Here is a 24,690-nt window from a genome sequence, read left to right on the forward strand (position 1 = left end):
ACAATCCAAACCGCAATAGGCCGGGCTGTCTGGCTACGAGCACATTCCGTGGAGAAAAGTGTGACGCGGGTCACGCTCGGGCAGCCCTCACCCTACGGTGGTGCCTATGACTGAGAGAGATATTGCCGTGAACGCTGACGCTGAGCCGGGAGTTGAACCAATGGTCGAACCGGCATCCGAACCCGTTGCACAACATGTGCCGGTGGTGGCGGTGGTTCTGGCGGCCGGTTTCGGCACGCGGTTCGACCCGGATAATCCCAAGCAGCTGGTCGCCGTGGGCGGCAAGCCCATCGTGTGCTGGAGCATCGAGGCGTTCGAACAGTGCGCGCGGGTGAGCGACATCGTAGTGGTGGTCAATCCAAAGGTGCGCGGCGAAGTGGAGTCGCTGATCGACGAAGCCGGATATGCCAAGGTGCGTGTGGTGATTGACGGCGGCTCCGAGCGCGTGGACTCCACGGCTGCGGCACTGGATATGCTCGCCGCCGCCGGCATTCCTGATGATGCCAAGATTCTTATCCATGATGCCGTTCGTCCGTTCGTGGCGCAGTCCGCCATCGATGGCTCGATCGACGCGCTCGACCAGTTCAAGGCGGCCACCGTGGCGTTCGCATCCACCGACACCGTGCTGCTGACCGAGGATCTGGGCGATCGCAAGGTGGTCAAGTCGGTGCCGGACCGTCCGAACACCTATCGTGCGCAGACCCCGCAATCCTTCCGTTTCGCCACGATTCGTCACGCCTACGAATTGGCGGCGGCCGATCCGGACTTCCACCCCACGGACGATACACGCGTGGTAGTGGACTATCTGCCGGACGAACCCGTGGCCATCGTCTCCGGTGCCGAGACGAATCTTAAGATCACTACGCTGGCCGATATTCCCACGGCCGAACGCATCGCCGAGCAACTACTCGGGCGGGATGCCAGCGGCACTGTTGGACGCGGTGCCGTTGATCCCAAGGAGGAGGCTCGCGCCCGCATGCATGCGCTGCTCGCCCAGGCTGCCGGACAGATGCGTCGCTAGCTTCGCCGCGGCGGACGCATCAGTCGCGATAGACTGGACGCTATGCGTGAACTCAATGTGGTGATTTCAGGATTCGATCACTATGACGGCATAGCCGTCAATCCAGCCCGCGAAGTCCCCGCTGCCATCGTTGAGCAGGGTATCGGTGGCGGCGAGGGCCCGGACGATCTGCTGGGCGAAGTCGAAGTGCATGTTCACGCCGTAAGCCTTCCGGTGAGTTTCGCCAAAGCGTGGCCCACGCTGCTGGAGACCATCGATGCCGTACATCCGCATATCGTCATCGCCACCGGTCTCAAGCGTTCGGCGCGCAGCGTTCTGTTGGAGCGTTGCGCCACCAATCTGATGGATGCGGCCAAGCCGGACGCGGACAACGTCATCCCGCGCCGCGAACCCATCGATCCCAGCGGTCCGGCCGCATACTGGACGCGTTTGCCGCTCCGCTCCATCCTGAAGGATTTCACCGACGATTCGATTCCCGCCTCCTTAAGTTCGGACGCCGGCACCTTCGTGTGCAATTCGCTGTTCTACAGTCTGCTCAACTGGACGTCCGCCCAGGACCGGGTGCTCAGTGGATTCGTGAGTTTCCCGCCGGTGATACCGGCCCACTCCGGTCAGCATGGGCTCGCTTTGCACGGACTTACGTTGGAACAGCAGATCGCTGCCGGCCGTGATGTGGTGCGCGAAACCGTGCGTTACTATCTCAAGCCCACCAGTTCCGATATTTTGATCGCCTGACTGTGCGGTGGGCCGGGCGGAACGCTGAGTGAGCCGAATTCCGCGCAACGCAGCCTGGAATCACCCTGCCGAAGCGCTCGACATAGAACACGTTTCGCACGCATTGTAACGATTGCGCGATGACCCGCGTTCCGCGCCGTGTTCATGCGCTACAGTGCTTCAAGGAAGTGCCAAGTCGCTTAAGTATGTGCGAAAGGATAAAACAGCCATGGTGGATCGTTTCCCGGTGGTGCTGCGAGGATATGACAAGGAAAAGGTGGATGCCGCCTTTGAAGCCACTCAGGAGAGCGTAAAACGCGCTCAGCAGACGCTCGCTAGCATGCGCGAGCAGATCGCTGCTGACGACGACCGCATCCTGCAGCTGCAGGCCCAGCTTCAGGAAGAGAAGAATCGTAAGTCCGAGGGCAACAGTTTCGCTTCCCTCGGCGCCAACGCCCAGCAGATGCTGGCTTCCGCCGAGCAGACCAGCACCGAGCTGCTCGAACGCGCCAAGCAGGACGCCTCCTCCATTCGCACCACAGCTCAGGCGCAGGCCGAAACCCTGATCAACAACGCCAAGCTGGATGCCCAGCACATCATCAGCGACGCGAACGCCAAGGCCGCCTCCATCCTGACCAACGCCAATGAGCAGGCCAAGTCGGTGACCACTTCCGCGGACGAGCACGCCGAACAGATGCGTTCGGAAACCACCAAGACCATCACCGAACAGCGTCAGACCGTTGAACTGGAGCTGAGCAACGCGCGCGAGGAACACATCAAGAAGCTGGCCTCCGAGCGCTCCACCCAGGAACGTGAAATCGCCCAGATGAAGGCCGAAGCCACCCAGCAGGTCGCCGCACTGCGCAAGAGCGCCAACGAGGAGATCACCAAGCTCAAGTCCGATTCCAACGATCAGATCGAGGCCGCGCTCTCCGACGCGAACAAGAAGCTTGCTGATGTGCGCGAGCAGGTGTCCAAGATGATGACCGAGGCGCAGCGCAAGGCCAGCGAAATCATCGACTCCGCCAAGGCTCAGGCTCAGGAGATCACCGATGATGCCGAAGTCAAGCGCACCAGCACGATGAGCAAGGTCAACGCTGAGGTCGAGCAGATCCGCCACGATATCGCCGCCCAGCAGGACGAGGCCACCAAGAAGGTCAACGAGTTACTGCAGCATCTGGAAGAGCGTCGCGTATCCGCCAAGAAGGAAGCCGACGAACTGGTCGGTCAGGCCAAGATCGTTCGCGAAGAGGCTGATTCCTATGCCGCCGCCAAGCGTGAGGAGGCCGATCGTCAGGCTGAAGCCATCGTGCACAAGGCCGGTGAGGATGCCGATGCCCAGATCGAGGAGCGTCGTGCGGCCGCCCAAAGCGAGCTTGATGGCCTGTCCAAGCGCATCAGCGATCTGCAGGAGCGCGAATCCGTGATTACGCAGCGTGTTTCCGAGCTTCGTTCCATGTTCTCCCAGGCGTTCGCCGGATTCGCGTTCGGCGGTGCGCAGGCCGGTCAGGCCGCGGCTCAGGGCGATGCCCCGGCTGCCGCTGCCTCTCTGCCGGTGATGGCTCCGGTTCCTGAGACTGCGCAGGAGTCCGTCGAGCCTGAGCATGCCGAGCATGCCGACGAAGCTGCTGGCGATGCCGAGGCCGCAGATGCCGTTGCGGTGAACGAGGACACGGCCAAGACAGAAGTCATCAATACGGAATCCGTCGAAGCTGAGTCCACCGAGGCTGCGGGCGACAACGATGGCGAGGAGACATCCGCCGAATAACGGCTCCGTTACTCTCTTTTCCGTGACTTTCCTGCAAACCAGCGGGAGCCACGAAACGAGAGTTGTCCGCGTAGTGAACTTGAGAATGATCGCCGATGCAGCACGGTATCGGCGAATGACAGCCCCTCGACTAGACTACTAGCGGCATGAATACGGCACCTGTGCGTTCTACGCCAGGTGCCGTATTTGTTTGTTACCCCGCGTCACAAGCGCACTGATCCATAGAAGGAGTAGACATGAGTGAACTGACACCGTTGAGCGGTGAAGCGCTGAACGCCCTGCGCGACGATTTCGATGCGAATGGCACCAATCGCTTGGCGATGAATGCGGTGACCGCAGCCGGCATCGACAAGGTGGCCCGCAACTATGATCGTGCCCGCCTGATGCAGCGCCGCTTCTCCACCATCGTGGACAACGGCGAAGCCACCCATCAGGATCGTTCCGGCCGCTGCTGGCTGTTCAGCTCCCTGAACGTGGCCCGCTTCATCGCCAAGAAGAACATGAACCTGAAGGAGTTCGAGTTCTCTCAGAACTATGCGATGTACTTCGACAAGCTGGAGCGCGTCAACTACTTCCTCAAGGATGTGGCCGCCTTGGTGGCTGCCGGCGAGCCCGCCGATTCCCGCCTGATGCAGCACCTGCTGGCCGATGTGATGGGTGATGGCGGTCAGTGGACCATGGCCATGAACGTGTACAAGAAGTACGGTGCCGTTCCCAAGGATCTGTTCCCGGAGACCGCGTCTTCGATGAACACCGGCGAGATGAACACCCAGCTGCGCCATATGCTGCACACCGCCGTGGCTCACCTGTATGCCGTCAAGGATGATGCCGCCAAGACCGAGCAGATCATCGCCGAGGCCACCGCCGCCGGCCACCGTATTCTGACCATTCATCTGGGAGAGCCGCCGGTCTCCTTCGACTGGGAGTGGACCGACAAGGATGGCGAGTTCCACCGCGACGGCGAGATCACGCCGGTTGAATTCTGGAACAAGTACGTGGGTCCGGCCGGTCTTGAGGATTACGTGTGCCTCGTGGACGATCCGCGCGCCGAGCACGCCAAGGGCAAGAAGATCGGCATCGAGCACTTGGGCAATGTGGCCGGCGGTGACGCCACCGAGTACCTCAATGTGCCGAACCAGTTCATGAAGGACTGCGTGCGCAAGATTCTGGTCGAGCAGGGTATTCCGGTGTGGTTCGGTGCCGACTGCCACCCGTTCATGGATCGCGAGAACGGTGCTTGGGCCACCGATCTGTTCGAGTACGGCAAGGTGTACGACGTGGACTTCGACCTCGACAAGGAAGCCCGTGTGCGTTTCGCTGATTCTGCGATGAACCACGCCATGGCCTTCGCCGGTGTGGACGTGGCTGATGACGGCACCACCACCCGCCGTTGGCGCGTGGAGAACTCTTGGGGTACCAAGATTGCCGACAAGGGCTACTTCACCATGTCCGACGACTGGTTCACCGAGTACGTCTACGAGGTGGCCGTCCCGAAGTCGATGCTCCCCGAGGAGTACCAGAAGGCCCTGGAAGAGCCCGCCACCATGCTCCCCGCATGGGATCCGATGGGAGCTCTTGCGTGACTTTGTCACGCAAGAGCTAGAAGCCGGAGTAAGAAAACAGTCCTGTGGACTGTTTTCCCGGCTTCCCGGCCGATAGGCCGGTGGCTCTCACTGGTGTTGTCTCGGATCGGAGTGACATGCCGTTACGCGGACAGCCCGGTGGGCTTTCCGTAGGCTCAGCGCACGGCTGACAAGCCGTGCGGTACACCGAAGGCAATACTGAGCCTCGCCGTAGGCGGCTTCGAGCCCCCCTACAGAGACGAGATAGCGGGACGTAATCGCAGAATCGTCGTTTTTGGCATTTGGTACCACGCAACCGTGGCACAATACACACATAAAACGTTTTACGCATGTGGCGTGCCACATCAGTGAAATGTCAAAATGGCTTATTTCCGCCATTTTTGATTTCTAGCAAATAATGAGTGCATGGTAAGGCGTGGTACGTAACCGCGAAATTGCTGTTTTTGACATTTGGTACCAGCGCATTCGCGTCCACGGGACACAACTGCATAATTATTCCCAATGCATTTCCATCCCACGTCTCACCACCCCTACCAGAACCCGTCACCTGCGCTACATATACAACCCCTCGATCACCCGCCGCAGCTCCTGCGGAATCGGAATGGTCGGGTCGATGGCACCGTTATTCAGGTGTGTCTGCGCGAACTGCTTACGATAATTCGTGGGGGTCAATCCCGTGGCCTTCTTGAACTGTTTAATGAAATTCCTTTCATCGTTGAAATAGGAATATCGCGTAATGCGCGCCAAAGAGAAATCCGTACGTATCAGCAGTACTTTCGCTGTTTCCACGCGAAGACTGATGAGATAATCCCGCAGATTCACTCCTTGTTCCTGCTTGAACAGCCGGCTTAGATAATCGGGATTCATCTGAAAATGTTCCGCCACACTCGCCACGGTTAACTGTGCAGACATGTACGCGCGAATCCACTCCACAATCGGCACGGTTTTGCCCGGGGTGTTCGCGGTGTGTTCCTGATGCGCGGCGGTGAGGCTGCGTAGCCAACTGTCGCACAGCTCGATCAGCACCACCGCGGTCAGATAGTCGTTCTCTTTCTGTGAATATCGGTACGAATTCGCGCATGCCAGCAGATTCTTCAGCGGCAGCAGAATGCGGTTGATGTCGTCAATGCGGAATCGTTCCGGCAATAGGCACAGATTGTTGGCATCGGGGCAGTAGTCGTTGCGGGAGATATGGTCGATGGTGGTGGCGATCAGTGAGGTGAAGTCTTCGTTTTCGGTCGGTTTGAGGGACGTGTCACCGGAATGGACGTCACTGGCTTGAATCGTGCCGGATTGTGTGGCATCGAGCTCCTCGTCGGATTCCGCGACATCGACTTGTGCGGCACCCGATCGCGAAGGTCGGATAAGTTCACCTTTTTGCGTAGTTATGACACCCGGCCTCCACGAGGTCGCCACGAAATGCATCCAGAAGAAGTTGACATGCTCGCCGGTCCTTGCCGCGCCCACGCCTTTGGTGCGTGGTGGCAGCACTGTGCAGTTACCAGGGGATATACGCACGGTCCGCTCGCCGCGATCATCCTCCACTGCCAGCTCAAAATGGCCTTGTATCGGGATTATGACTTCAAAATCGTTGTCGTGAATGAATCGGTTGTGCCGCCATCCTGGTTCGCTGTTGAACTCGCCTGCCATGAAATAGTACAAGGGTCTGTTCAAATCGATGGCGTATACCGCAGTCATTGCCGTCCTCCTGAAGCGTTCGCGGGCCGGCTCGAAACAACTCAGTCGGTCGAAGTCGGAATCTGACACCATTGTACCGAATCGGTTCACGTCAGACGCCGTTATCTTGGTATCAGCAAGGCAAGGAACCACACTGCAGAGGTTCATCGCCAAGCGAATCGGAGAAATCGAAGTCATTTCTCCACATGAAATCCATTGCAAACCCAAGGCATAGCTATGCCCATTTCAAGGAGGAATCATGGGAAAGAAGCGTATCGTGGCGTCGGTGATGTCGGTGGCGATGCTGTGCTCTCTGGCGGCATGCGGCGGTCAGTCTGCGCAAAGCAGCAAGACCATTGAATTCTGGGATCCATATCCGCAATACACTGCCGGCACCAGCTGGGACAAGTACGTGCAGACCTGCAAGCCCGACGGCTATGAGCTCAAGCGCGTGACCTATCCGCAGTCGGATCTGCTCAACAACCTGACCACAGCTGCCAAGGCCGGCAATGCCCCGCAGATCGCGCTGATCGATAACCCGAAGATGCCATCCGCCGTGGATGCCGGTCTGGTCACCGATATCAAGGCCGCCGGCGTGGACACCACTGGATTCGACGAAAACATTGAAGGCCCCGGCATTATCGACAACACGTGGTACGGCTTGGCATACGGCGTGAACACGCTTGGTCTGTACTACAATCCGGAAATCCTGAGCAAGGCCGGTGTCGATCCGGCGTCCATCACCGATTGGGATTCGCTGAACGCCGCACTCAAGAAGGTGACTGATGCCGGTTTCAAGGGCATCACGTTCGCCGGCGTCTCCGGTGAGGAGGGCGTCTTCCAGTTCCAGCCGTGGTTCTGGGGCGCGAACGGAGACATGTCCGATCTCAAGTCTCAGGCTTATCAGGATGCTCTTGATCTGGTGAGCGGATGGATCAAGAACGGGTACGCGCCGAAGTCGGCCACCACCGACAACCAGTCCGCCGCATGGGATGTGTTCCTTACCGGTGAGTACGCCTTTGCGGAGAACGGTTCTTGGCAGGAACTCACCGCCGAGAAGAAGGGTTACAAGATGATCCCGATCCCGGCCAAGGACGGCGGCGTTGCCCCGGTGCCCACCGGCGGCGAGTTCATCACCATGCCGATCCAGAAGAAGGAAGACAAGGACAAGACTGCAGCTGCGGTCAAGGTCATCGAATGCCTGACCGGCGGCGACAACCTCAAGAAGACCGCTGATGAGATCGGCTACTTCGCCGCGAAGAAGGACGTGCGCGCCGAGCAGGAGCAGGAGAATCCGGTTTGGGAACAGTGGGCCAAGTCCGTGGACGCCGCTCAGGGTCGTACCACCAAGATGGGTCTCAAGTATGAGGATGCCTCGGCTCAGGTCTCCGAGGATCTGCAGAACGCGATGAACCAGCAGTGACGCCAATAGCAACGTCGTCTCAGGAGTCGTTGCTGTCCGGTGAAGGCTGCGGTGGACGGACGAAGCGTACCGCTGGTCACCTCCCGCAGCCTTTCGCCTCACGTAGTCCCTTATATAGTCGGACGCGATCGTCCGTAATTCATCAGTGTGACGAATCAATATTCCCAGATCAGCGCAACAGATCAGCGATTCGTACGGAGTCGTATGGGATCTGTACGGGATTCGTGCGAACAGTGCACATGATTCGTAGCCACTGGTCACAACACTGTTAGCACTCAATCCACGAAAGTCGAGAGCACATCATGACGAGCACAGTAGCGTCGGCATCCGGTATGGATGCCCGCACCAGCAGCCGTGCCGAGCATCCCAAGCGGCGCGGTCGCATCTCATCCACCACGTGGGCGGTGATCGGATTCACCGCGCCACTGGCGATCTACATGGCGATTTTCTACATCGCCCCTCTGATCCAGAACATTTCCATGAGCTTCCACCGGTTCACTCGTCGCACGTTCATCACCGGCGATGCCCCGTTCGTGGGATTGGACATCTACAAGGAAGTCATCGCCTCGCCTGATTTCTGGACCACCTTGGCGCAGACAATGACCTTCACCGTGCTGTCGATCATCTTCCAGTACGCCATCGGCCTGGCTCTGGCGGTGTTCTTCAATCAGAACTTCAAGCTGTCTGCCGTATTGCGTGGCGCGTTCCTGGTGCCTTGGTTGTTGCCGCCGATGATTTCCGGCACCATCTGGCAGTGGATGATGGACGCGGACAGCGGCGTGTTCAACAAGGTGCTGGGACTGTTCGGTGTCGATCCAATTTGGTGGCTGCAAGGCACGAATTCCCTGTGGGCCGTGATCATCGCCAATATCTGGCTGGGCATCCCGTTCAACCTCGTGATTCTCTACTCCGGTCTGCAGAACATCAACGTCGATCTGTACGAGGCGGCCTCGCTGGACGGTTGCAACGCCTGGCAGCGTTTCTGGCACATCACTTTCCCGCTGCTCAGGCCGGTCACGATGATCACCCTGCTGCTCGGCTTCGTCTACACGCTCAAGGTGGTGGACATCATCTGGATCATGACCAAGGGCGGCGGCACCTCGCGCACATTAGCCACCTGGGCCTATGAGATGGCGTTCGGCAAGGGCAATTCGTCCGTTATCCGTTATTCCGAAGCATCCGTGGTGGGCACGGTGCTCATCATCATCGCGCTCGTGTTCGCCTTTGTCTACCTGTGGGCGCAGCGCAAGGAGGAGAACTGATCATGCAACATCGTTCAACATGGTGGAAAACCGCTTTGGGACTGCTGCTTACGCTGATCATGCTGTTCCCGGTGTACTGGATGATCAACGTGGCGTTCACCAGTCGTTCCGCGATCCGCTCCGGCGACCTGTATCCGAAGAGCTTTACCGTGGAGAACTTCCAACGTGCGTTCTCCGACCAGATGCCTTACTTGGGTACGTCGCTGATCATCGCGTTCGGCGTCGTGGTCTTCACTCTGCTCATCGCGTTGCCGTCCGCTTACGGCATCACCTTCCTGCCGCGTCGCGGCGGCAAAACCATCAACTTCCTGCTGATTGTGGCGCAGATGATTCCCGCCGTGGTCATGTCGCTCGGCTTCTACCAGATCTTCAACGAGATAGGTCTGTTGGATTCCATCCCCGGCCTGATCGTGGCCGACTCCACCGTGGCCGTGCCGTTCGCGGTGATGCTGCTTACCTCGTTCATGGCAGGTATGCCGCGCTCGCTGATCGAAGCCGCCGAAATCGACGGTGCCAACAAATGGATGGTGTTCAGCCGTATCGTGGTGCCGCTTTCGCGCAACTCGATCGTTACGGCTTCGCTGTTCAGCTTCCTGTGGGCTTGGAGCGACTTCATGTTCGCCTCCACGTTGGACGCCGGCGGTGGCATGCTTCGCCCGATCACGATGGGCCTGTACGACTACATCGGCGCACAGAATCAGGAATGGGGTCCGATGATGGCCACTGCAGTGATCGCTTCGGTGCCGACCGCGCTGATGCTGGTCGTCGCTCAGAAGTACGTGGCCGCCGGTGTGACCGCGGGTGCCGTCAAGGATTGATGGATATCGAAATCGATCGATTCGTGCGATTCTTTCGACCCGATTCGCTCTCATTAAGAATATCGAGGAACACTCATGGCAATATGCACATTCGAACAAGACGAAAACGCACTGCTCTGGAACGGTGGAGGCGAGTATCTTCGCATCGAGGCGTGGCGGTGACGGGTCCGTGACGTGGACGAATACTCACGATGGCTGCGTCTATAAGGGCGGCAGCACGGTTGTGGCTGATGTTCCGCTGGATTCGATCGGATTGTTCGCCCGCGATGGCCGAGATCACGGTATGCGTGATATAAATTGAACCGGTTCAACATGTGTCGCTTCACGCGACTGGGCGCAATGAAGCGACACATGTGCCGATGTGTAACGAAAGGAATGACAATGAAGTCTGATGTGCGATACCGTGGATTCGAATTGCCGGACGTAACGTTGACGGGCGGCGAGTTTTTCCGACGTCAGATGCTGGTGCGTGATTATGTGCTGCAGTTCGATCTTGACCGACTGATGCACACCTTCCGCACCAATGCGGGCTTCAAAGACGCCGCCGAGCCGTTGGGCGGCTGGGAATCGCCGGACTGCGGGTTGCGTGGTCATTTCGTAGGTCATTTCCTGTCCGCCGCGTCCAAGTTCTACGCTGCATACGGTGCGGATGAAACGGTCGATAATGTGGCCGGTGACGCGACCGATAGCAATACGCCGGACGACGATACGCAAGCCGAGATACGCGACCGGTTCAAGACGATCGTCGATCACATCGTCGACGTGATGGCGCAATGTGCCCAGCCGAACGGATACCTCGCGGCTTTCCCCGAATCCGAGCTCGATCGGCTGGAATCCAAGGATTATCGCAAGGTTTGGGCGCCTTACTACACGTTGCATAAGATTCTGCAGGGCTTGGTGGACGCCTACCGTTACACGGACAACGAGACGGCGTTGCAGCTGGCGAGAGGATTGGCCGGGTACATCGGTCGTCGGCTTTCCGGGCTCGGGGCATGGAAAATCGACAACATGCTACGGCCCACCCGACTCAATCCGCTGAACGAATATGGCGGCATCGGCGACGCCCTGTATGCGCTGTACGACATCACCCATGATGCGGATGTGCTGGCGACGGCCAAAATCTTCGATCGTGAGTATTTCCTCGGACCAATGACCGCCGGCGAGGACGTGCTGGAAGATTTGCACGCGAATACCCATCTGCCGCAGATCATCGCGGCGGAACATCGGTATGACATCACCGGTGAAGAGCGGTACCGTACGGCAGCCGAGCATTTCGCCGAGTTCCTTGACTCGCGTACGTTCGCCAATGGCTCCAACAGTTCGAAAGCCACCCATTTCACGTTGGAATATGGCGTTTCGGACAAGGCCGAACACTGGGGTGCCGCCGGTGATCTGCACGATGCCTTGACGTTCGGCGAAAGCGAATCCTGCAACGGTCACAACACCGAGCGCATCATGAGCCGACTGTTCTCCTGGACGGGAGATATCCGCTATGCCGATTGGCTGGCACGACTGAAATTCAACGCCGTGCTCAACTGCTTCAGCCCGCGCAACGGCCTGTCGCAATACCATCAGCCGATGGGGTGCGGCGCGTATAAGATCTTCTCCACGCCGACCGACACATTCTGGTGCTGCACCGCCTCCGGTGTGGAGGCCGCCAGTGAGCTGGCCCGCAACATTTGGTTCGAGGCTGTGCCGGAAAGCAGCGTCGAACCGGTGGAAGACGGCGGCACCGTGCCGACTGTTGCGGTAACGTCGTTCGTGCCCTCACGGTTGCATTGGCGCGATCAAGGCGTGACCTGCACGTTGGACACCGATTACCCTGCGTCGGATCGCGCAACGCTGTGCGTGACGTTTGATACGTGCGCTAACGCATGTGGCGACGCGTGCGCTGACGCCCCACGACGTCTGGCGTTCGTATTCCGTGCGCACACGGTGGAAGGCGCAAGCGTGCCCCTGACCCGTGCCGCCGACGGTTTCGCGCGAATCGAGCGCGACTGGCACAACGGCGAGTCGATTACCTTGCATATCGCGCCCGACTGGCATACGGAATCGTTGCGCGGTGCCCCGAATCGCGTGGCCGTGCTTCACGGTGACGTGCTCATGGCCAAGCCGGACGCCGATATCAACGTCGGCGATCTGCCGGCTGCCGGGGAAGCGCTGGCGGCCCGCGCCGCGGCGATGCACATGCGCCCGCTGTACGACATCGCCGGCCACGAGCGCTACAGCGTCTACCTCAACACCGACGCCGAGCACCCCATAACGCCGGTCGAATTCAGTCCGGTTGCCGAAGGGTCCAACGACCCGCAGTAAGACCCGCAGTAAGACTCGCAGCAGTCCCGCAATGAGACCCGCAGCCCGCAGTAGGGTCGAGCCCGGCCGCGGGACTGCGGCAGCTACCGCAAAGCCCGCGTCGAGGCCCGTTCCACAAACGTGAAATCAGTAGTCACCGTCTGGAACGGGCCTGCATCACCGTTGATGCGGCCGATCAGCATATCGACCGCCGCCGAGGCGAACGCTTCCATATGCAGGTCCACCGTGCTCAGCGTCGGCGTGCTGAACTGGCATTCCTGCACGTTGTCGAAACCGATCACCTGCACGTCCTGCGGTATTTGCAGCCCCATACGTTGTAATTCGTGCACAGCGCCGAACGCTAGAGCGTCGTTCAAGCAGATGATGATTTCCGGGCATGCCACACGGCCCAGCAGATCTCGTATCGCCCGCTCGCCGTCGCTGCTCAACCAGCGGCTTTCCGGAATAACGAGGTTCCAATCCACCGGAATGCCCAGCCGAGAGAACGCCTCGACGAAACCACGAAGTCGCAGTGGGCCGGCACCCTCTGAAGCTTGCATCACATTATTGGCGTCAACGCCCTCGGGAGCTCCGATCAGGCCAATGCGCCGGAACCCTTTGGCCAGCAGCTTCGATACCAATGCATCCATGGCTTCGCGACTGGGAACCCGCACGCTGTCGGCTTTGCCGTAGGCGTCAAAATCGCCGACGAACACTATCGGATACTGCTGCTGCAATATCGCTCCCTCGTTCGCCAGCGGTTTGCCGGAAAGGAAAATCCATCCGTCCGCACCGAGCGAGGGGATTCGATCAACCGCCTCCGGCAGACCGGTGCCATCCAGGTCATAAGTGTTGATCACTACGCCGTAATCGCGCTCCCTTGCGACTTCGATCAATGACTGCGCGAACAGCGCGGTGAACGACTGCGTGAAATCGAACGTGGCCAATCCAATCAGCTTGGACACGCCTGTTTTCAATGATCGAGCCGAATAATTGACGGAATACCCCATGCTGGTGATTGTCTTGCGGACACGTTCACGCGTTTCCGGACGCATACTTCCCGAGTTGTTGATGACATTGGAAACGGTTTTTATGGAGACGCCCGCCTGTCGGGCAACGTCCGTAATGGTTACTCGCTTTGACGTCGACATTGTCGGTACCTCCAAACTTCCGCTCGTCTCAAGTCGGGGCAGCCCTGTGACTGCATTGGCACAGCGGCGCTCGCTTATTCGATAATTAGTATCTTATCTACCGTTTATTGTCATCGGCGGTTGCGCGTTCAGGCTTTTCCGCAAGAATGCGAACGTCCCACGGTCGTAGCATGACTTCTTGCACAGGCTCCCCGCCGTTTGCCGGAGAACAAGGGGAGGGGAGCGTGACGCGCTCGCAGTCCCAGCTCCAGTTGAACAAGGCGTGCAGCCGCTCGCCGTTTCCGTTCACTGCCGATGTATGCGTTACTGCTGTGCCCTTGCAGCAGTCGGACCATACGGAAGCCGGTGCGAGTACGGCGTCATATATCGACGTCATCAACTCGCGATTGGGAATCGTGCCTACAACGGTAACGCGTCCCGCGCCTGTCTGATGGGTGGTCGCCGCCGCAAATCTTCCGAAGAACGGATGCTCGTATCGGCATAATGCTTCGCCGGAGATTGGTTCGAGGTGTTGTGCAACTACGGTCGCCGCGCTTTGCGGACGCATATCGTATCCTTGGCATCCGCGAATCGGAAGATTACGGAGCAGACTTGACGTCTCCTGGTAGGAAGCGCCTGCGAGCTGTTGCAATCCTGCTGGTTGCGTATGGCTTTGGGCACGGGCAAGGTTGTCTACGATTCCGGTTTCCGGTCCTATGATCAGGTGACCGCCGCACTGTACGTAATCTTTCAGCCAATCCGTCAGTTTATCGGAAATCATATATGTTCCGGCCGCTACCAGAACCGGATGATGCAGCACGAATTGTTGCGCCGGGTAACGAAGGTTGCCGTTATCGTCAATAATCTGGGTATCGTATACGATGCGAGTCTGTCTGCCGGAAAGGAAGGCCCCCTGGTAGAACGCGCGGAACAGTTGCTCATAGGCTTGCGGATTCCGTGCATCGTGAGCGTCGGAGAAGCCGTTGCGCGCTTGATAAGGCTCGCATTCCATGGCCCAGCGTGACTGTACCGAATACAGTATGGTGATGTCGTAATCCGGGTGCAACCCCAGAATTGTGGTCCCGTACGATTCGAGTTCGGCACCCAGTTCGGCGATCTGATGATAGACGCGACCCGGTTTGCCGTCATGGGGGATGATGCCGCCCCAGAAGGTCTCCGCTCCGGTCGTGATCTGCCTCCACGGCCAGTATTCGATCATCTGGGCTCCACGCAGAATGAACTGCCAAGCGGCCTGACGCCATTGGCCGTCGTACCCGGGGAACCGGTCGGCGGAACCGCCAATTGGGCCGCCATTGCACTCGGCGATATCAAATGGCTGCTGTTTCAAGGCGTAGATACGATCGCCATTGAGGCTTAATCCCCATGGCCCGGTGGTTTTCCACTCGCTTTCGGTCTGAGCGCCATAGTCGCTGTCCGGGTTGTCGAGCAACATTCCGTCCTGCATCTGGTAATAGGGGTCGAACGACACCACATCCAACAGTTGTGCGGACTTCGCCTCATCGAGCGCCGGGCGGGCCAATGCGAAATTCACGGTGATGAACTGATCGTCACGGCAGAGTGCGCGAATCCAATCACGCTGCTCACGCAGCATATCATCGGTGAGCTTCGCTTGATACCGTCGCCAAGTGATGTCATATTGCGGCTGATCATTGCCGGATGGTTCCCACAGATCATCCCAATCGGTTAGTTCATGAGACCAGAACACCAGCCCCCACTGTCGGTTGAGTTCTTCGACGTTGCCGTACTCTCGGCGCAGCTCGTCTTTGAAGCCTTCGAATACGAACGGGGAGTAATCGATTTTCAGGCCCGGTTCGTTATGCAGTTGCCAGCCGATCACAGCAGGGTGATCCCGGTATCGTTGCACGATCGCTTCGATGATGCGGCGCGAATAATAGCGGAATGTCGGATACGTGTAGCTGTGCTCTTCTCTTGAGCCGTAAGCCGAACGCCGACCATGAATGTCCACCAACGTTATTTCCGGGCATGCACGAGCAAGCCACAAGGGAATCGCGAATGTCGGCACTCCGATGATAGCTTCCACGCCATACTCGTGGGCTTTATCCAGTACCGGTTCCAACCAATCCAGATCAAACCGGCCGTCTTCGGGCTCCCAATGCGACCAGCTGCCTTCTCCGACGCGGATGGTGTTGCAGTGCGCTTCGGCAAGCAGACGCATGTCCTCATCCAATGTGTCGAATGCATGATATTCGGCATAGAATGCCGCTCCGAAACGGAACTTGTCCGGCTGTCTGCTGCCCATACTGTGTCACCATCCTGTGCGATGTGTTGTGGCAATATGACGAATTCCGGCTCCGGCATCTGTGCCGAAACCGGAATTCGTTGATTGATCGATAGTGTTTTTCCGGTATGTACCGGTGCTTTTCCGGTGTTTGCCGACTCAGGTGAGTCGATCCGATCGGTCGAATCACCTGAGCTCAGCGAATCAAGCCTTGACCGAACCTGCCGTCAATCCGCCGACCCAGTATCGTTGCAGGAACAGGAAGGCGATGACCAGCGGAATAACCGAGACGAAGGCACCGGAGGTGACCAGATTCCAGATTTGTTCGGCGCCGGCACCCATGTTCGAGCGCTGCTGCCACTGCGTCAGGCCGACGGTGATGGGGAAGAGCTTGGTGTTCGACAGCACCACCGAAGGCAGGAAGAAGTTGTTCCAACAGGCGACCACGGACAGCAGGAACACCGTGGTGATGGCCGGCGTCATAATCGGCAGCGAGACTTGGAAGAACGTGCGTAGTTCGCCGGCGCCATCCACTCGTGCCGCTTCCAGCATCTCGTCCGGCAGGGAATCCATGCAGTATACGCGCATCAGATATACGCCGAACGGAGAAAGCAGCGACGGTAGCAGCACGGCCCACACCGTATCGTTCATGCCGAACTGCGACATCAGCATGAAGGTGGGAATGGCCAGTGCGGTGGTGGGGATCATCAATGAGCCGAGCACGATGTTGAAGTAGGTCTTGCGGCCCTTGAACTTGAATTTTGCGAATCCGTATCCGGCCATCACGGAGACGGCGGTTGCGCCGAATCCGCCCACGAAGGCATACAGGAACGAGTTGAACAGCCAGCGCCAGTAAATGCCGCCTTCATAGGTGGAGAGCTCCTTGATGTTCTCCCACAGGTTGAAGGTCTTGTCGAACCACATCGGGCCGCCTGAGCCGACGAACAGTCCCGAATTGGTTTTGGTCGCGGCTACGACCAGCCACCATACGGGGAACAGGAAGTAGACCACGCAGATGGCCAGCAGCACGTATGAGGGGATGTGATGTCCGCCGCCGATAGGGGCTCCGGTGTTGCGGGATTGCTTCGATGAACGCGTTGTTGAACGAGCCATTGATCAGCCCTCCAATCCTGATTGCTTGCGGGTCAGTCGCATGAAGAAGATGCTGAAGATCACCACGATCAGACCCAAAGCGAACGATACGGTCGCCGAATAGTTCAGCTGGTTGTAGTTGAAGGCCAGCGCCTGTGCATACATGTTCGGGGTATACTCCGGCGCGATTACCGAAGGTGCGCTGTTCTTCAACACGGTTGGTTCGGTGTAGAACTGCAGCGTGCCGATCAGGGAGAAGATCGTGACCATGACCAGCGAACTGGAAATCATCGGTGTTTTGATCTTCAACGCGATCTGAATCTCCGAAGCGCCGTCGATGCGTGCCGACTCATACAATTCGTGCGGAACGGATTGCAATGCCGAATACAGGATCACCATGTAGTAGCCGGTCCACTGCCAGGTAACGACGTTCACCAAGGAGCCGAAGATGCCCTGTGGGGTCAGAAAGCCCGGGGTCGGTAGTCCGAACAGGTCGAAGAGAGTGGCGAACGGGCCCATATCCTTCGAGTACATGAAGCCCCACATCAAAGCGCCGATCACTACGGGAATAGCGTACGGCAGGAAGACCACCAGTCGGGAGAAAGCCGTGAACTTGTTCTTGACGGAGTCGATCACCAAGGCGATCAGCAATGCGAACAGCAGCTGGATAGGGACCATCACCACCGTGTACAGAACGACGCGTCCCATACCGGCCAGAAAGATGGGGTCGGTGAAGGCTCGGGCGTAATTGGCCAATCCGGTGAAGGTGCTGCCGCGTACCTGCGTATAGGTGAACAGGGAGACGTAGAAGGCGTAGACCAGCGGTATCACCAGAAACAGCAGGAAGATGATGGCGAATGGTGCGGTGAAGAACCAGCCCCACAGGTTCACCTTGCGCGCTGATTGAGACCGCGTGGAGGATGTGTGTTGTGATTGTTGCTGCGACATGTTCGCATACCTCCCTTGGTATGAAGGGGCCCGAAGACCCCTTCATACCAAGCAGTGTTTCTGCTATTGGATGTTATCGGCTGTTGCAGGTCACTTGACGGTGAATCCCTGCTGGGTGGCGTAATCCGAGAGGGTCTTGTCCAGAGCCGTCATCGTGGAGGAGACGTCTTCGCCGTCCTTGACGGCCTTGGTGAAGGCCTTGGTCTGCTCGTCGAAGGCATAGGTCTGGAACGGCAGGTATTCGTAGCCTTGGTAGCCTTGCGCGGTTTCGGCGAGCACGGCGTTGACCTTCTGGTTGTTGAAGAATTCGTCCTCGTAGTTCTTGAACGCATCGGAGTCGAGCTTCTTGACCCAGGTCGGGAACAGGCCGGAGTCGGTGACGGCGATTTCCTGGGCCTTGTCGTCCTGGAACAGTTCCATGGCTACTTGAGCGGCCTTCTCGGTGTGCTTGGCCTGGTCGGTGACGGCGATGCCGGAGCCTCCGTAATTCACGGCCGGAGTGGAATCGTCCCAGACCGGAGCCTTGGTGACCTGCCAGACGGATCCTTCCTCGGCACCGCTGACACCCTTGATGTAGCCGGTCACCCACGAAGCGCTGACGTAGCTGGCGTAGGAGCCGTCGACGATTTTCTTGTACCATTCGGCGGTGAAGCTGTCGTCCGTGGCTACGACGTCTTCCTTGGCGAGACGCTGCCAGTACTCAAGCACGCTCTTGACGCCCTCGGATTCGAAGTTGATGCTGACCTGCTCCGGATTCGAAGCGGAGTATGAGTATACGTCGTCGGTTTTCTGCGCAAAGAGCGCGAGGTTCCAACCGGTGCCGTTCGCCTCGAAGTTGCCGATATGGCCCTCGAAGCCTTTCTCGCGAAGTTCCTTGCCGGCCTGCTCGTATTCGGCCCAAGTGGTCGGCACCTTGACGTCGTACTTGTCGAAAATGTCCTTGCGGTACATCATTACGAATGGGCCTGCGTCTACTGGTACGCCATACACGGCGTCCGATCCCAGTGTCACGCTGTTCCAGCCACCTTCGGTGTAATCGGACTTGATCTTTTCCGCGCCGAACTGCTTGAGATCGATCAGATGCTGTTCAACACCGGACACGTACTGCGGCATGGCGTCATAGCCCAGCTGGATGATGTCCGGTCCGCCGGACTTCGCTTTGATGGCCGTGCTGAATTTCTGATAGGTGGTCATGCCGTCCGGCATCTTCGTCCAGCACAGCTGAACGTCGTCATGCGTGTCGTTGAAATTGTCCACGATCTTGTCGAAGGCCGGGTACCATGCCCAGATGGTGACCTTCTCGACGCCGTCCTTCTTGACGGTGTTCTGGCACTTGGCATTGTCGTTGGCGCTGGCGTCGTTGCTGACGGTCTGACTGCCGCCGGAGGCGGATGGTGCGCCCGGCGAGCTGCAGGCTCCGACCGACATCGTCATGCATCCGGCAGCAATAAGTGCAAGCATCTTCGGCAACTTCTTGTTCATTCTCTTATCCTCCTTTGGATATGTGCTGGTGTGGGATCAGGGCTGGAATTCAGACCAAGTTTCGGCTGGATTCCGGTTGAAACTTGGTCGGGAACTCAGACGGAATCCAGGTTCCTCGTTCATCAGCGAACATCAGCGAATATGAAGAGCGGTCCAGGACACCGGTGGAAGCGTGACATGTACGCCGTCCGGGGCCATGGCCACAGTGGTGTTGTCGTGCAGGGTCACACGATTCTGATCGTCAAGCGTGTTGCGCGCCTCAAGATCGTCATCATGCAAGGTCTGGGCTGAAACGGAGGTCCACTCCGTGCCGGCTCCGGACGTAACGGTGAGATCGATTGCCTGTTCCTGGGAGCGGTTGACGGCAAACACCGCCACCGAACCGTCGGCGCGCCGTATGGCCACTGAATCGACGAGAGGAACCTCACCATATCGTTGAGTGGAGTAAGTGTCGCATTGCAGAATCGGGTCCAATACGGTGCCACCTTTGGCAAGCCGTGCCGTTTCTGCAAACGGATAGAACGTGGTCTGCCTCCATGCAGGACCACTCGGTTCGGTCATAATCGGGGCGATGACGTTGACCAGCTGTGCGAGACTTGCAGAGCGGACGCGGTCTGCGTTCTTCAGCAAAGCGATCAGCAGATCTCCGAAGACCACAGCGCCGCTGACCGGGTAGATTTCCTCAAGCAGACGTGGGGCGACAGGCCAATTATCAATGCCGTGAGGATTGGTGTCTTCCTTCTCGGAGTACCAGACGTTCCACTCGTCAAACGAGATATGAACCTCATGGTCGCTTTTCAGCTTGGCTTTGACGGTGTCGATCATTGCGCCGACCTCCTTGATGAAGGAGTTCATATCTTCACCGGAGGCCAGGAAGCTGGCCATGTCGCCGTTGTCGATGTGATAGTACGAATGGCAGGAGAGGAAATCGATGTATTCGTAAGCGTGCTGCAGCACGGTTTCTTCCCATGTGCCGAACGACTGCATGTAATGATTCGACGAACCGCAGGCGACTAGTTCAACATCCGGATCCAATTGACGCATGCCCAAGGCGGTCATGGCCACCAGCTTGCCGTAATCGTCGGCTTCCTTATGGCCTAGCTGCCAAGTGCCGTCCATTTCGTTGCCGAGACACCACATTCTGATGTTGAACGGCTGTTCGGCACCGTTGGCGCGTCTTTGATCGGAAAGCGCGGTGCCGCCGGGAACGTTGGCGTATTCCAACAGGTCGAGAGCTTCCTGGGTGCCGCGCGTGCCGAGATTGACGGCTTCCATGAGCTCGTTGCCGCCGGCTTTTTCAAGCCACTTGGCCATTTCGTGCAGACCGAACTCGTTGGTTTCGGTGGAATGCCATGCCAGATCGAGGCGACGGGGGCGGCTCTCCTTGGGGCCGACGCCATCCTCCCAGCGGTATCCGGAAACGAAGTTGCCGCCGGGGTAGCGGATCGCGGTTGCGCCGAGCTCTTTGACCAAATCGATGACGTCTTGACGGAAGCCGTTCTCGTCGGCGGTGGGATGTCCCGGTTCGTAGATGCCGGTGTAGACGCAGCGGCCGAGGTGCTCAACGAAGGAACCGAACAGGCGGTCGTTGACCGGAGCGATGGTGAAATGGTCGTCTATGGTCAGAGTGGCTGTGCCAGTGGCTGGTTGCTTGGTCATGGCCGTTCCTTTCGGTGTGGTGCAGTGTGCTACCGCAGTGAGACAACGTTGTACTTACTGGGCGTAAGTACGTGTCCGTGTTGCGGTTTGCTGAGTTTTAGTGTCTTGTTTGTATTGGGTACAACCTTGTACTTTTGATGTCTATAACTATACCCCGCTGCATCTGTTCGCGCAAGTCCCTTAAGTACAACCTTGTACTAAATCGTTGAATTTTCGCTGGACACGCCGTGTGCGTCGGTGGTTTGATCTGTGCTTGCTTTGAACGAATTGATTATGTCGAGTGCACATGTACTTGTACGGGGCCTGAGATACGGCGAACCTTTCGCTAATCGTTCTAGGGCAATTCCTGCTTAGCAAGATGGTATGGGGACTCCTGATGTGAATTGTCTTGTTCAACGTCAAGACGGTGTTTGTTTTGAGCTTAAGGTGGAGTTGTTTGGCTGGTGTCCGTTGATTCTGTGTTTCGTTGTTGTATTGGGTCCGGAAACCGCCCTTCTAAAAGTGGTAGCCGGAAGTCGATACAATAAACGTTTATAACGTCCATGATGAGGATGCGAACTGATCGGCATTAAAGCAAGGTTGAAAGGTGCGGGTAATGAAGTATGGGGATGTTTGTGTCGCAGTCGCTACGCATAAACAATATCGTATGCCAAACGATTCAATATACCTTCCTGTTCAGGTAGGTAAGGAATTGCATAAGGATGTTGATTTGGGATTCACCGGTGATGATACCGGCGATTCGATTTCTAATCTTAACGCATGGTACTCGGAATTGACGGCGCTGTATTGGATTTGGAAAAATGTTGATAGCCGATACAAAGGTTTGGTTCATTATCGCCGTCATTTTGCTACGAAACATAAGGGTTTGCTTCTTTCCCGCGATCGGTTTGACTATATAATCGGTGGCGATGAAGTAAGAGCGCTGCTTAAACAATCAGATATTTTATTGCCTAAAAAACGTCGTTACTATATTGAGACGATGTATTCGCATTACGCGCATACGCTCCCAAGTGAACAATTGGATGAAACAAGAAGAATATTAGAAATGCATGCGCCCGAATATGTTTCTGCGTTTGATTCAGTCATGCATAGGCGTGGCGCGCATATGTTCAATATGTTCATTATGTCGAGGGAGAAACTGGACGAATATTGTTCGTTCTTGTTCCCGATATTGGATGCATTAGTAGATCGTATTGATCCGGATAAGTATGGCAGTGCATTTCAGGCACGTTATCCGGGCAGGGTGAGCGAGCTGTTGCTAGACGTATGGTTGTTGACAAAGAATTATTCGTATATTGAGGTTCCCACGATAAGTCCCGAGCCGGTAAATTGGGCGAAAAAGGGAGGATCTTTCCTCTTGGCGAAAATGGGCTTGAAAAAATATGGTAAAAGCTTCTGATCGCTAGTTATGTTTGTCTTTGAGCCATATCCTGAATTACAGAAGCAAATGAATACTCATTCATTGCAGGTCGGGTTATATCTCTGTCATGTGATTGCCTGTGCACTGCATGGGACCAATGCTGATGCCATTCCTGAAGGGTTTGCTTGGGAGGAGTTGTTCGCGTTGGCGCAGCAGCAGCGTGTTGAGGGCATCAGTTTCATGGGGTTACCGGCAGAAATAAGTAAAGAATGCCCTGATTTGTTCCATCGGTGGTCTCAAGCCGCTGATGTCACTCTCTATAAGGAATTGGCATATAAAGAAGAATGTAATGCTATTGAGTGTTCCCTTAACTCCGTGGGACTGAGCACCATGGTTCTGAAGGGCACGGATATTTGTGCCTGTTATCCTAGGCCGGGAATGCGCTCTATGAGTGACGTTGATATCTTATATGGGTATGTTGAGCGTGATTCATCACATGGCGATATATTCCATATCGTGGGTAACTCTTTGCGGCAGCGACGGACTGTTATGAACCGGGCGATGGTCGCAGCTCATGGTGTTATGGAACGCTTAGGATATCGACAACATGATTTGGTCGGGTATATTAGGCAACCATACCATGTTGAATTACATTCATGGATAATGGAGCCGGATAGTAAGTTATTTGCATATTATGCAAATCCGTGGGGTACCGCACGCCCTATAAAAGGAAGTACGCTCAGATTCCGGCAGTCTTTGGAGGATACATATATATTCCATATTGCTCATTGCTATAAGCATTATGAAAATAATGGTTGCGGTGTTCGTTTTTTGATTGATCAATACGTATTGAATAACCGTATATCCACTTCTGGGTGTGACAATAAATATATTGCGCGTGAGCTAAAAAAAATGGGTCTGCTGGATTTTGAATCCAGATTGAGGGTATTGGCGCGTTTTATGTTTTCAGATAAGGAAAATAATAAGAATACTTCTATAGATTTAATCTTATTACAGGAGCTACTTGATAACAATGCTTTTGGCTCGCGTAGACATGGGGAAGCTACTCAAATCGATAAGCGTAATATTGCACAGTATTTGAAATGGCGATTGTGGCCGGGCTGGGGCTGGGTTGAAGGCAGGCATCCCTTTGTTGCGGCGCATCCGTATTTTGTGCCTTTCCTATTAATTGCGAGATTTTTCCTCGGTGTGTTTTTGAAGCCGAGACGAAGATTAAGGGAAATTAAAAATCTACTGTATAGAAAGATGCGCAAATAATAAATTGTGTTTTTGTATGCAGTATCGTATTGTTGTCGATTGCTTGCTCTTAGGGGCTCAGAGAGTTATACTGCCTGCAAATGAGTTATTGAAAGGAGGGGTGATGAATAAGACTGAATATGAATCTCCGGCTTTGGAGATAGTTGATTTCGGTAAAGGTGATATTGTTACTTTATCGGTCGGTGGCGATGATTCAGGGAATTGGGGACCCATTACCTGAATTAGATTTTCAATTAATCCGTTCGAAAGAGATCTTTCGGGCGGATTTTTTGTTGAATAGAAAGAATGGGCATTGTGGGAATAAAAAACAAGCGTGTGGCCGTAGGCATACTCTGTGCGATATTTATTGTGCTTGCTATCGGTGGGGGTATCTATGCATGGGTGAATATGTCGGATAACTCCAATAATGAAGTTCCTGATAAAACGTCAACGTCAGTACAAAAACAAAAGGATGAATCGTCGTCTCGCGAATCAAAATCCAAACGATCGGATTCGTCTTCTTCTCAGAAGAGCGACGAAAAGGCAGACAGTTCCGATTCTCAGCAAGCGCCCGATACAGATGGTGGATCATCGTTGCATGTTGAGAATGATCCCGATGAGTCTGGCTCCGGCGAACAATTCTCTGAATCCCAGACGCAAAATAGTGGGGGCTCGGAATCGGATGATAAGGGTGAGTCAGGCGGACAAAGCAACACAAACAATTCAGAAGAAGATTCTTCAGGTGATACCAAATGGGGGCCATTGACCTGATGGGATGCATGAGCATGCCTCTATACTGGTAGAAATTTGATTCTACTCATTAATGAAAGAGAGATGGATATGCCGGATTCGGATAAATCGTTCAATTACCCTGATTTGGTGGTTGTTGGTGCGGGTCTGTTTGGTTTGACGGTGGCGCAGCAGGCGGTGGAGCATGCGGGCGC

18 protein-coding genes are annotated in these 24,690 nt (G+C 56.3%); 11 read left to right on the plus strand and 7 right to left on the minus strand.

The annotated features are described in order from the left end of the window. The first annotated feature begins 106 nt into the window (after positions 1-106). The 4 genes from CUU80_RS10285 to CUU80_RS10300 all read left to right on the plus strand — a co-directional run bounded on the left by CUU80_RS10285 (position 107) and on the right by CUU80_RS10300 (position 5,086). Positions 107-1,021 carry an IspD/TarI family cytidylyltransferase gene (locus tag CUU80_RS10285; RefSeq protein ID WP_100497243.1) on the plus strand — a complete coding sequence of 305 codons (915 nt, stop codon included), beginning with the start codon at positions 107-109 and terminating at the stop codon, positions 1,019-1,021. Positions 1,022-1,063: 42 nt separating this feature from the next. Further along, a complete protein-coding gene (locus tag CUU80_RS10290; RefSeq protein WP_100497244.1) occupies positions 1,064-1,756 on the plus strand; it encodes a pyroglutamyl-peptidase I in 693 nt (230 codons plus the stop codon). A 208-nt stretch (positions 1,757-1,964) separates the two neighbouring features. Continuing rightward, a complete protein-coding gene (locus CUU80_RS10295; RefSeq protein ID WP_100497245.1) occupies positions 1,965-3,503 on the plus strand; it encodes a cell division protein in 1,539 nt (512 codons plus the stop codon). Positions 3,504-3,739: 236 nt separating this feature from the next. Continuing rightward, a complete protein-coding gene (locus CUU80_RS10300) occupies positions 3,740-5,086 on the plus strand; it encodes a C1 family peptidase (protein ID WP_100497246.1) in 1,347 nt (448 codons plus the stop codon). A gap of 552 nt (positions 5,087-5,638) precedes the next feature. Here the strand turns inward: CUU80_RS10300 and CUU80_RS10305 are convergent. Further along, entirely contained in the window at positions 5,639-6,784 is a 1,146-nt protein-coding gene (locus CUU80_RS10305) for an AraC family transcriptional regulator (protein WP_165775935.1), read from the minus strand. Positions 6,785-7,022: 238 nt separating this feature from the next. On the opposite strand from CUU80_RS10305, the gene CUU80_RS10310 reads away from it, so the two are divergent. The 4 genes from CUU80_RS10310 (at position 7,023) to CUU80_RS10325 (ending at position 12,579) form a co-directional block, all read left to right on the plus strand. Further along, positions 7,023-8,186 carry a sugar ABC transporter substrate-binding protein gene (locus CUU80_RS10310; protein ID WP_100497248.1) on the plus strand — a complete coding sequence of 388 codons (1,164 nt, stop codon included), beginning with the start codon at positions 7,023-7,025 and terminating at the stop codon, positions 8,184-8,186. Positions 8,187-8,488: 302 nt separating this feature from the next. Further along, entirely contained in the window at positions 8,489-9,448 is a 960-nt protein-coding gene (locus CUU80_RS10315; protein ID WP_100497249.1) for a carbohydrate ABC transporter permease, read from the plus strand. Between the two features lie 2 nt (positions 9,449-9,450). Next, entirely contained in the window at positions 9,451-10,266 is an 816-nt protein-coding gene (locus tag CUU80_RS10320; protein ID WP_100497250.1) for a carbohydrate ABC transporter permease, read from the plus strand. A gap of 381 nt (positions 10,267-10,647) precedes the next feature. Next, complete coding sequence (locus CUU80_RS10325) at positions 10,648-12,579, plus strand: beta-L-arabinofuranosidase domain-containing protein (RefSeq protein WP_165775936.1); 1,932 nt, start codon at positions 10,648-10,650, stop codon at positions 12,577-12,579. Between the two features lie 83 nt (positions 12,580-12,662). On the opposite strand, the gene CUU80_RS10330 is transcribed toward CUU80_RS10325, so the two are convergent. The 6 genes from CUU80_RS10330 to arfA all read right to left on the minus strand — a co-directional run bounded on the left by CUU80_RS10330 (position 12,663) and on the right by arfA (position 21,129). Further along, a complete protein-coding gene (locus CUU80_RS10330) occupies positions 12,663-13,709 on the minus strand; it encodes a LacI family DNA-binding transcriptional regulator (RefSeq protein WP_100497252.1) in 1,047 nt (348 codons plus the stop codon). 97 nt (positions 13,710-13,806) lie between these two features. After that, the gene (locus CUU80_RS10335) at positions 13,807-15,969 is read right to left on the minus strand and encodes a beta-galactosidase (protein ID WP_100497253.1); all 2,163 of its coding nucleotides are present in this window, start codon (positions 15,967-15,969) and stop codon (positions 13,807-13,809) included. A gap of 183 nt (positions 15,970-16,152) precedes the next feature. Next, the gene (locus tag CUU80_RS10340; protein WP_100497254.1) at positions 16,153-17,061 is read right to left on the minus strand and encodes a carbohydrate ABC transporter permease; all 909 of its coding nucleotides are present in this window, start codon (positions 17,059-17,061) and stop codon (positions 16,153-16,155) included. 3 nt (positions 17,062-17,064) lie between these two features. After that, complete coding sequence (locus CUU80_RS10345; protein WP_100497255.1) at positions 17,065-17,988, minus strand: carbohydrate ABC transporter permease; 924 nt, start codon at positions 17,986-17,988, stop codon at positions 17,065-17,067. Between the two features lie 90 nt (positions 17,989-18,078). After that, the gene (locus CUU80_RS10350; RefSeq protein WP_100497256.1) at positions 18,079-19,470 is read right to left on the minus strand and encodes an ABC transporter substrate-binding protein; all 1,392 of its coding nucleotides are present in this window, start codon (positions 19,468-19,470) and stop codon (positions 18,079-18,081) included. Positions 19,471-19,602: 132 nt separating this feature from the next. Next, positions 19,603-21,129 carry an arabinosylfuranosidase ArfA gene (gene arfA / locus CUU80_RS10355; RefSeq protein WP_100497257.1) on the minus strand — a complete coding sequence of 509 codons (1,527 nt, stop codon included), beginning with the start codon at positions 21,127-21,129 and terminating at the stop codon, positions 19,603-19,605. A 595-nt stretch (positions 21,130-21,724) separates the two neighbouring features. Between arfA and CUU80_RS10360 the strand changes: the two genes are divergently transcribed. The 3 genes from CUU80_RS10360 (at position 21,725) to CUU80_RS10695 (ending at position 24,517) form a co-directional block, all read left to right on the plus strand. Further along, positions 21,725-22,528 (plus strand): DUF4422 domain-containing protein, encoded by an 804-nt coding sequence (locus CUU80_RS10360; protein WP_100497258.1) that lies wholly within the window; start codon positions 21,725-21,727, stop codon positions 22,526-22,528. A 48-nt stretch (positions 22,529-22,576) separates the two neighbouring features. Next, positions 22,577-23,767, plus strand: a complete 1,191-nt coding sequence (locus tag CUU80_RS10365) for a nucleotidyltransferase family protein (RefSeq protein ID WP_165775937.1) — start codon at positions 22,577-22,579, stop codon at positions 23,765-23,767. A 294-nt stretch (positions 23,768-24,061) separates the two neighbouring features. Next, on the plus strand, positions 24,062-24,517 hold the full coding sequence (locus tag CUU80_RS10695; RefSeq protein WP_207760121.1) for a hypothetical protein: 456 nt from the start codon (positions 24,062-24,064) through the stop codon (positions 24,515-24,517). Positions 24,518-24,690: the final 173 nt, after the last annotated feature.

Origin of the sequence: Bifidobacterium scaligerum, assembly GCF_002802865.1 — a bacterium.
Classification (GTDB): Bacteria; Actinomycetota; Actinomycetes; order Actinomycetales; family Bifidobacteriaceae; genus Bifidobacterium; species Bifidobacterium scaligerum.

What these genes read in the sequence shown, in the direction of transcription:
- CUU80_RS10285 (WP_100497243.1), top strand. Translation starts at nt 107, where the DNA reads ATGACTGAGAGAGATATTGCCGTGAACGCTGACGCTGAGCCGGGAGTT.
- CUU80_RS10290 (WP_100497244.1), top strand. Translation starts at nt 1,064, where the DNA reads ATGCGTGAACTCAATGTGGTGATTTCAGGATTCGATCACTATGACGGC.
- CUU80_RS10295 (WP_100497245.1), top strand. Translation starts at nt 1,965, where the DNA reads ATGGTGGATCGTTTCCCGGTGGTGCTGCGAGGATATGACAAGGAAAAG.
- CUU80_RS10300 (WP_100497246.1), top strand. Translation starts at nt 3,740, where the DNA reads ATGAGTGAACTGACACCGTTGAGCGGTGAAGCGCTGAACGCCCTGCGC.
- CUU80_RS10305 (WP_165775935.1), bottom strand. Translation starts at nt 6,784, where the DNA reads ATGACTGCGGTATACGCCATCGATTTGAACAGACCCTTGTACTATTTC.
- CUU80_RS10310 (WP_100497248.1), top strand. Translation starts at nt 7,023, where the DNA reads ATGGGAAAGAAGCGTATCGTGGCGTCGGTGATGTCGGTGGCGATGCTG.
- CUU80_RS10315 (WP_100497249.1), top strand. Translation starts at nt 8,489, where the DNA reads ATGACGAGCACAGTAGCGTCGGCATCCGGTATGGATGCCCGCACCAGC.
- CUU80_RS10320 (WP_100497250.1), top strand. Translation starts at nt 9,451, where the DNA reads ATGCAACATCGTTCAACATGGTGGAAAACCGCTTTGGGACTGCTGCTT.
- CUU80_RS10325 (WP_165775936.1), top strand. Translation starts at nt 10,648, where the DNA reads ATGAAGTCTGATGTGCGATACCGTGGATTCGAATTGCCGGACGTAACG.
- CUU80_RS10330 (WP_100497252.1), bottom strand. Translation starts at nt 13,709, where the DNA reads ATGTCGACGTCAAAGCGAGTAACCATTACGGACGTTGCCCGACAGGCG.
- CUU80_RS10335 (WP_100497253.1), bottom strand. Translation starts at nt 15,969, where the DNA reads ATGGGCAGCAGACAGCCGGACAAGTTCCGTTTCGGAGCGGCATTCTAT.
- CUU80_RS10340 (WP_100497254.1), bottom strand. Translation starts at nt 17,061, where the DNA reads ATGGCTCGTTCAACAACGCGTTCATCGAAGCAATCCCGCAACACCGGA.
- CUU80_RS10345 (WP_100497255.1), bottom strand. Translation starts at nt 17,988, where the DNA reads ATGTCGCAGCAACAATCACAACACACATCCTCCACGCGGTCTCAATCA.
- CUU80_RS10350 (WP_100497256.1), bottom strand. Translation starts at nt 19,470, where the DNA reads ATGAACAAGAAGTTGCCGAAGATGCTTGCACTTATTGCTGCCGGATGC.
- arfA (WP_100497257.1), bottom strand. Translation starts at nt 21,129, where the DNA reads ATGACCAAGCAACCAGCCACTGGCACAGCCACTCTGACCATAGACGAC.
- CUU80_RS10360 (WP_100497258.1), top strand. Translation starts at nt 21,725, where the DNA reads ATGAAGTATGGGGATGTTTGTGTCGCAGTCGCTACGCATAAACAATAT.
- CUU80_RS10365 (WP_165775937.1), top strand. Translation starts at nt 22,577, where the DNA reads ATGAATACTCATTCATTGCAGGTCGGGTTATATCTCTGTCATGTGATT.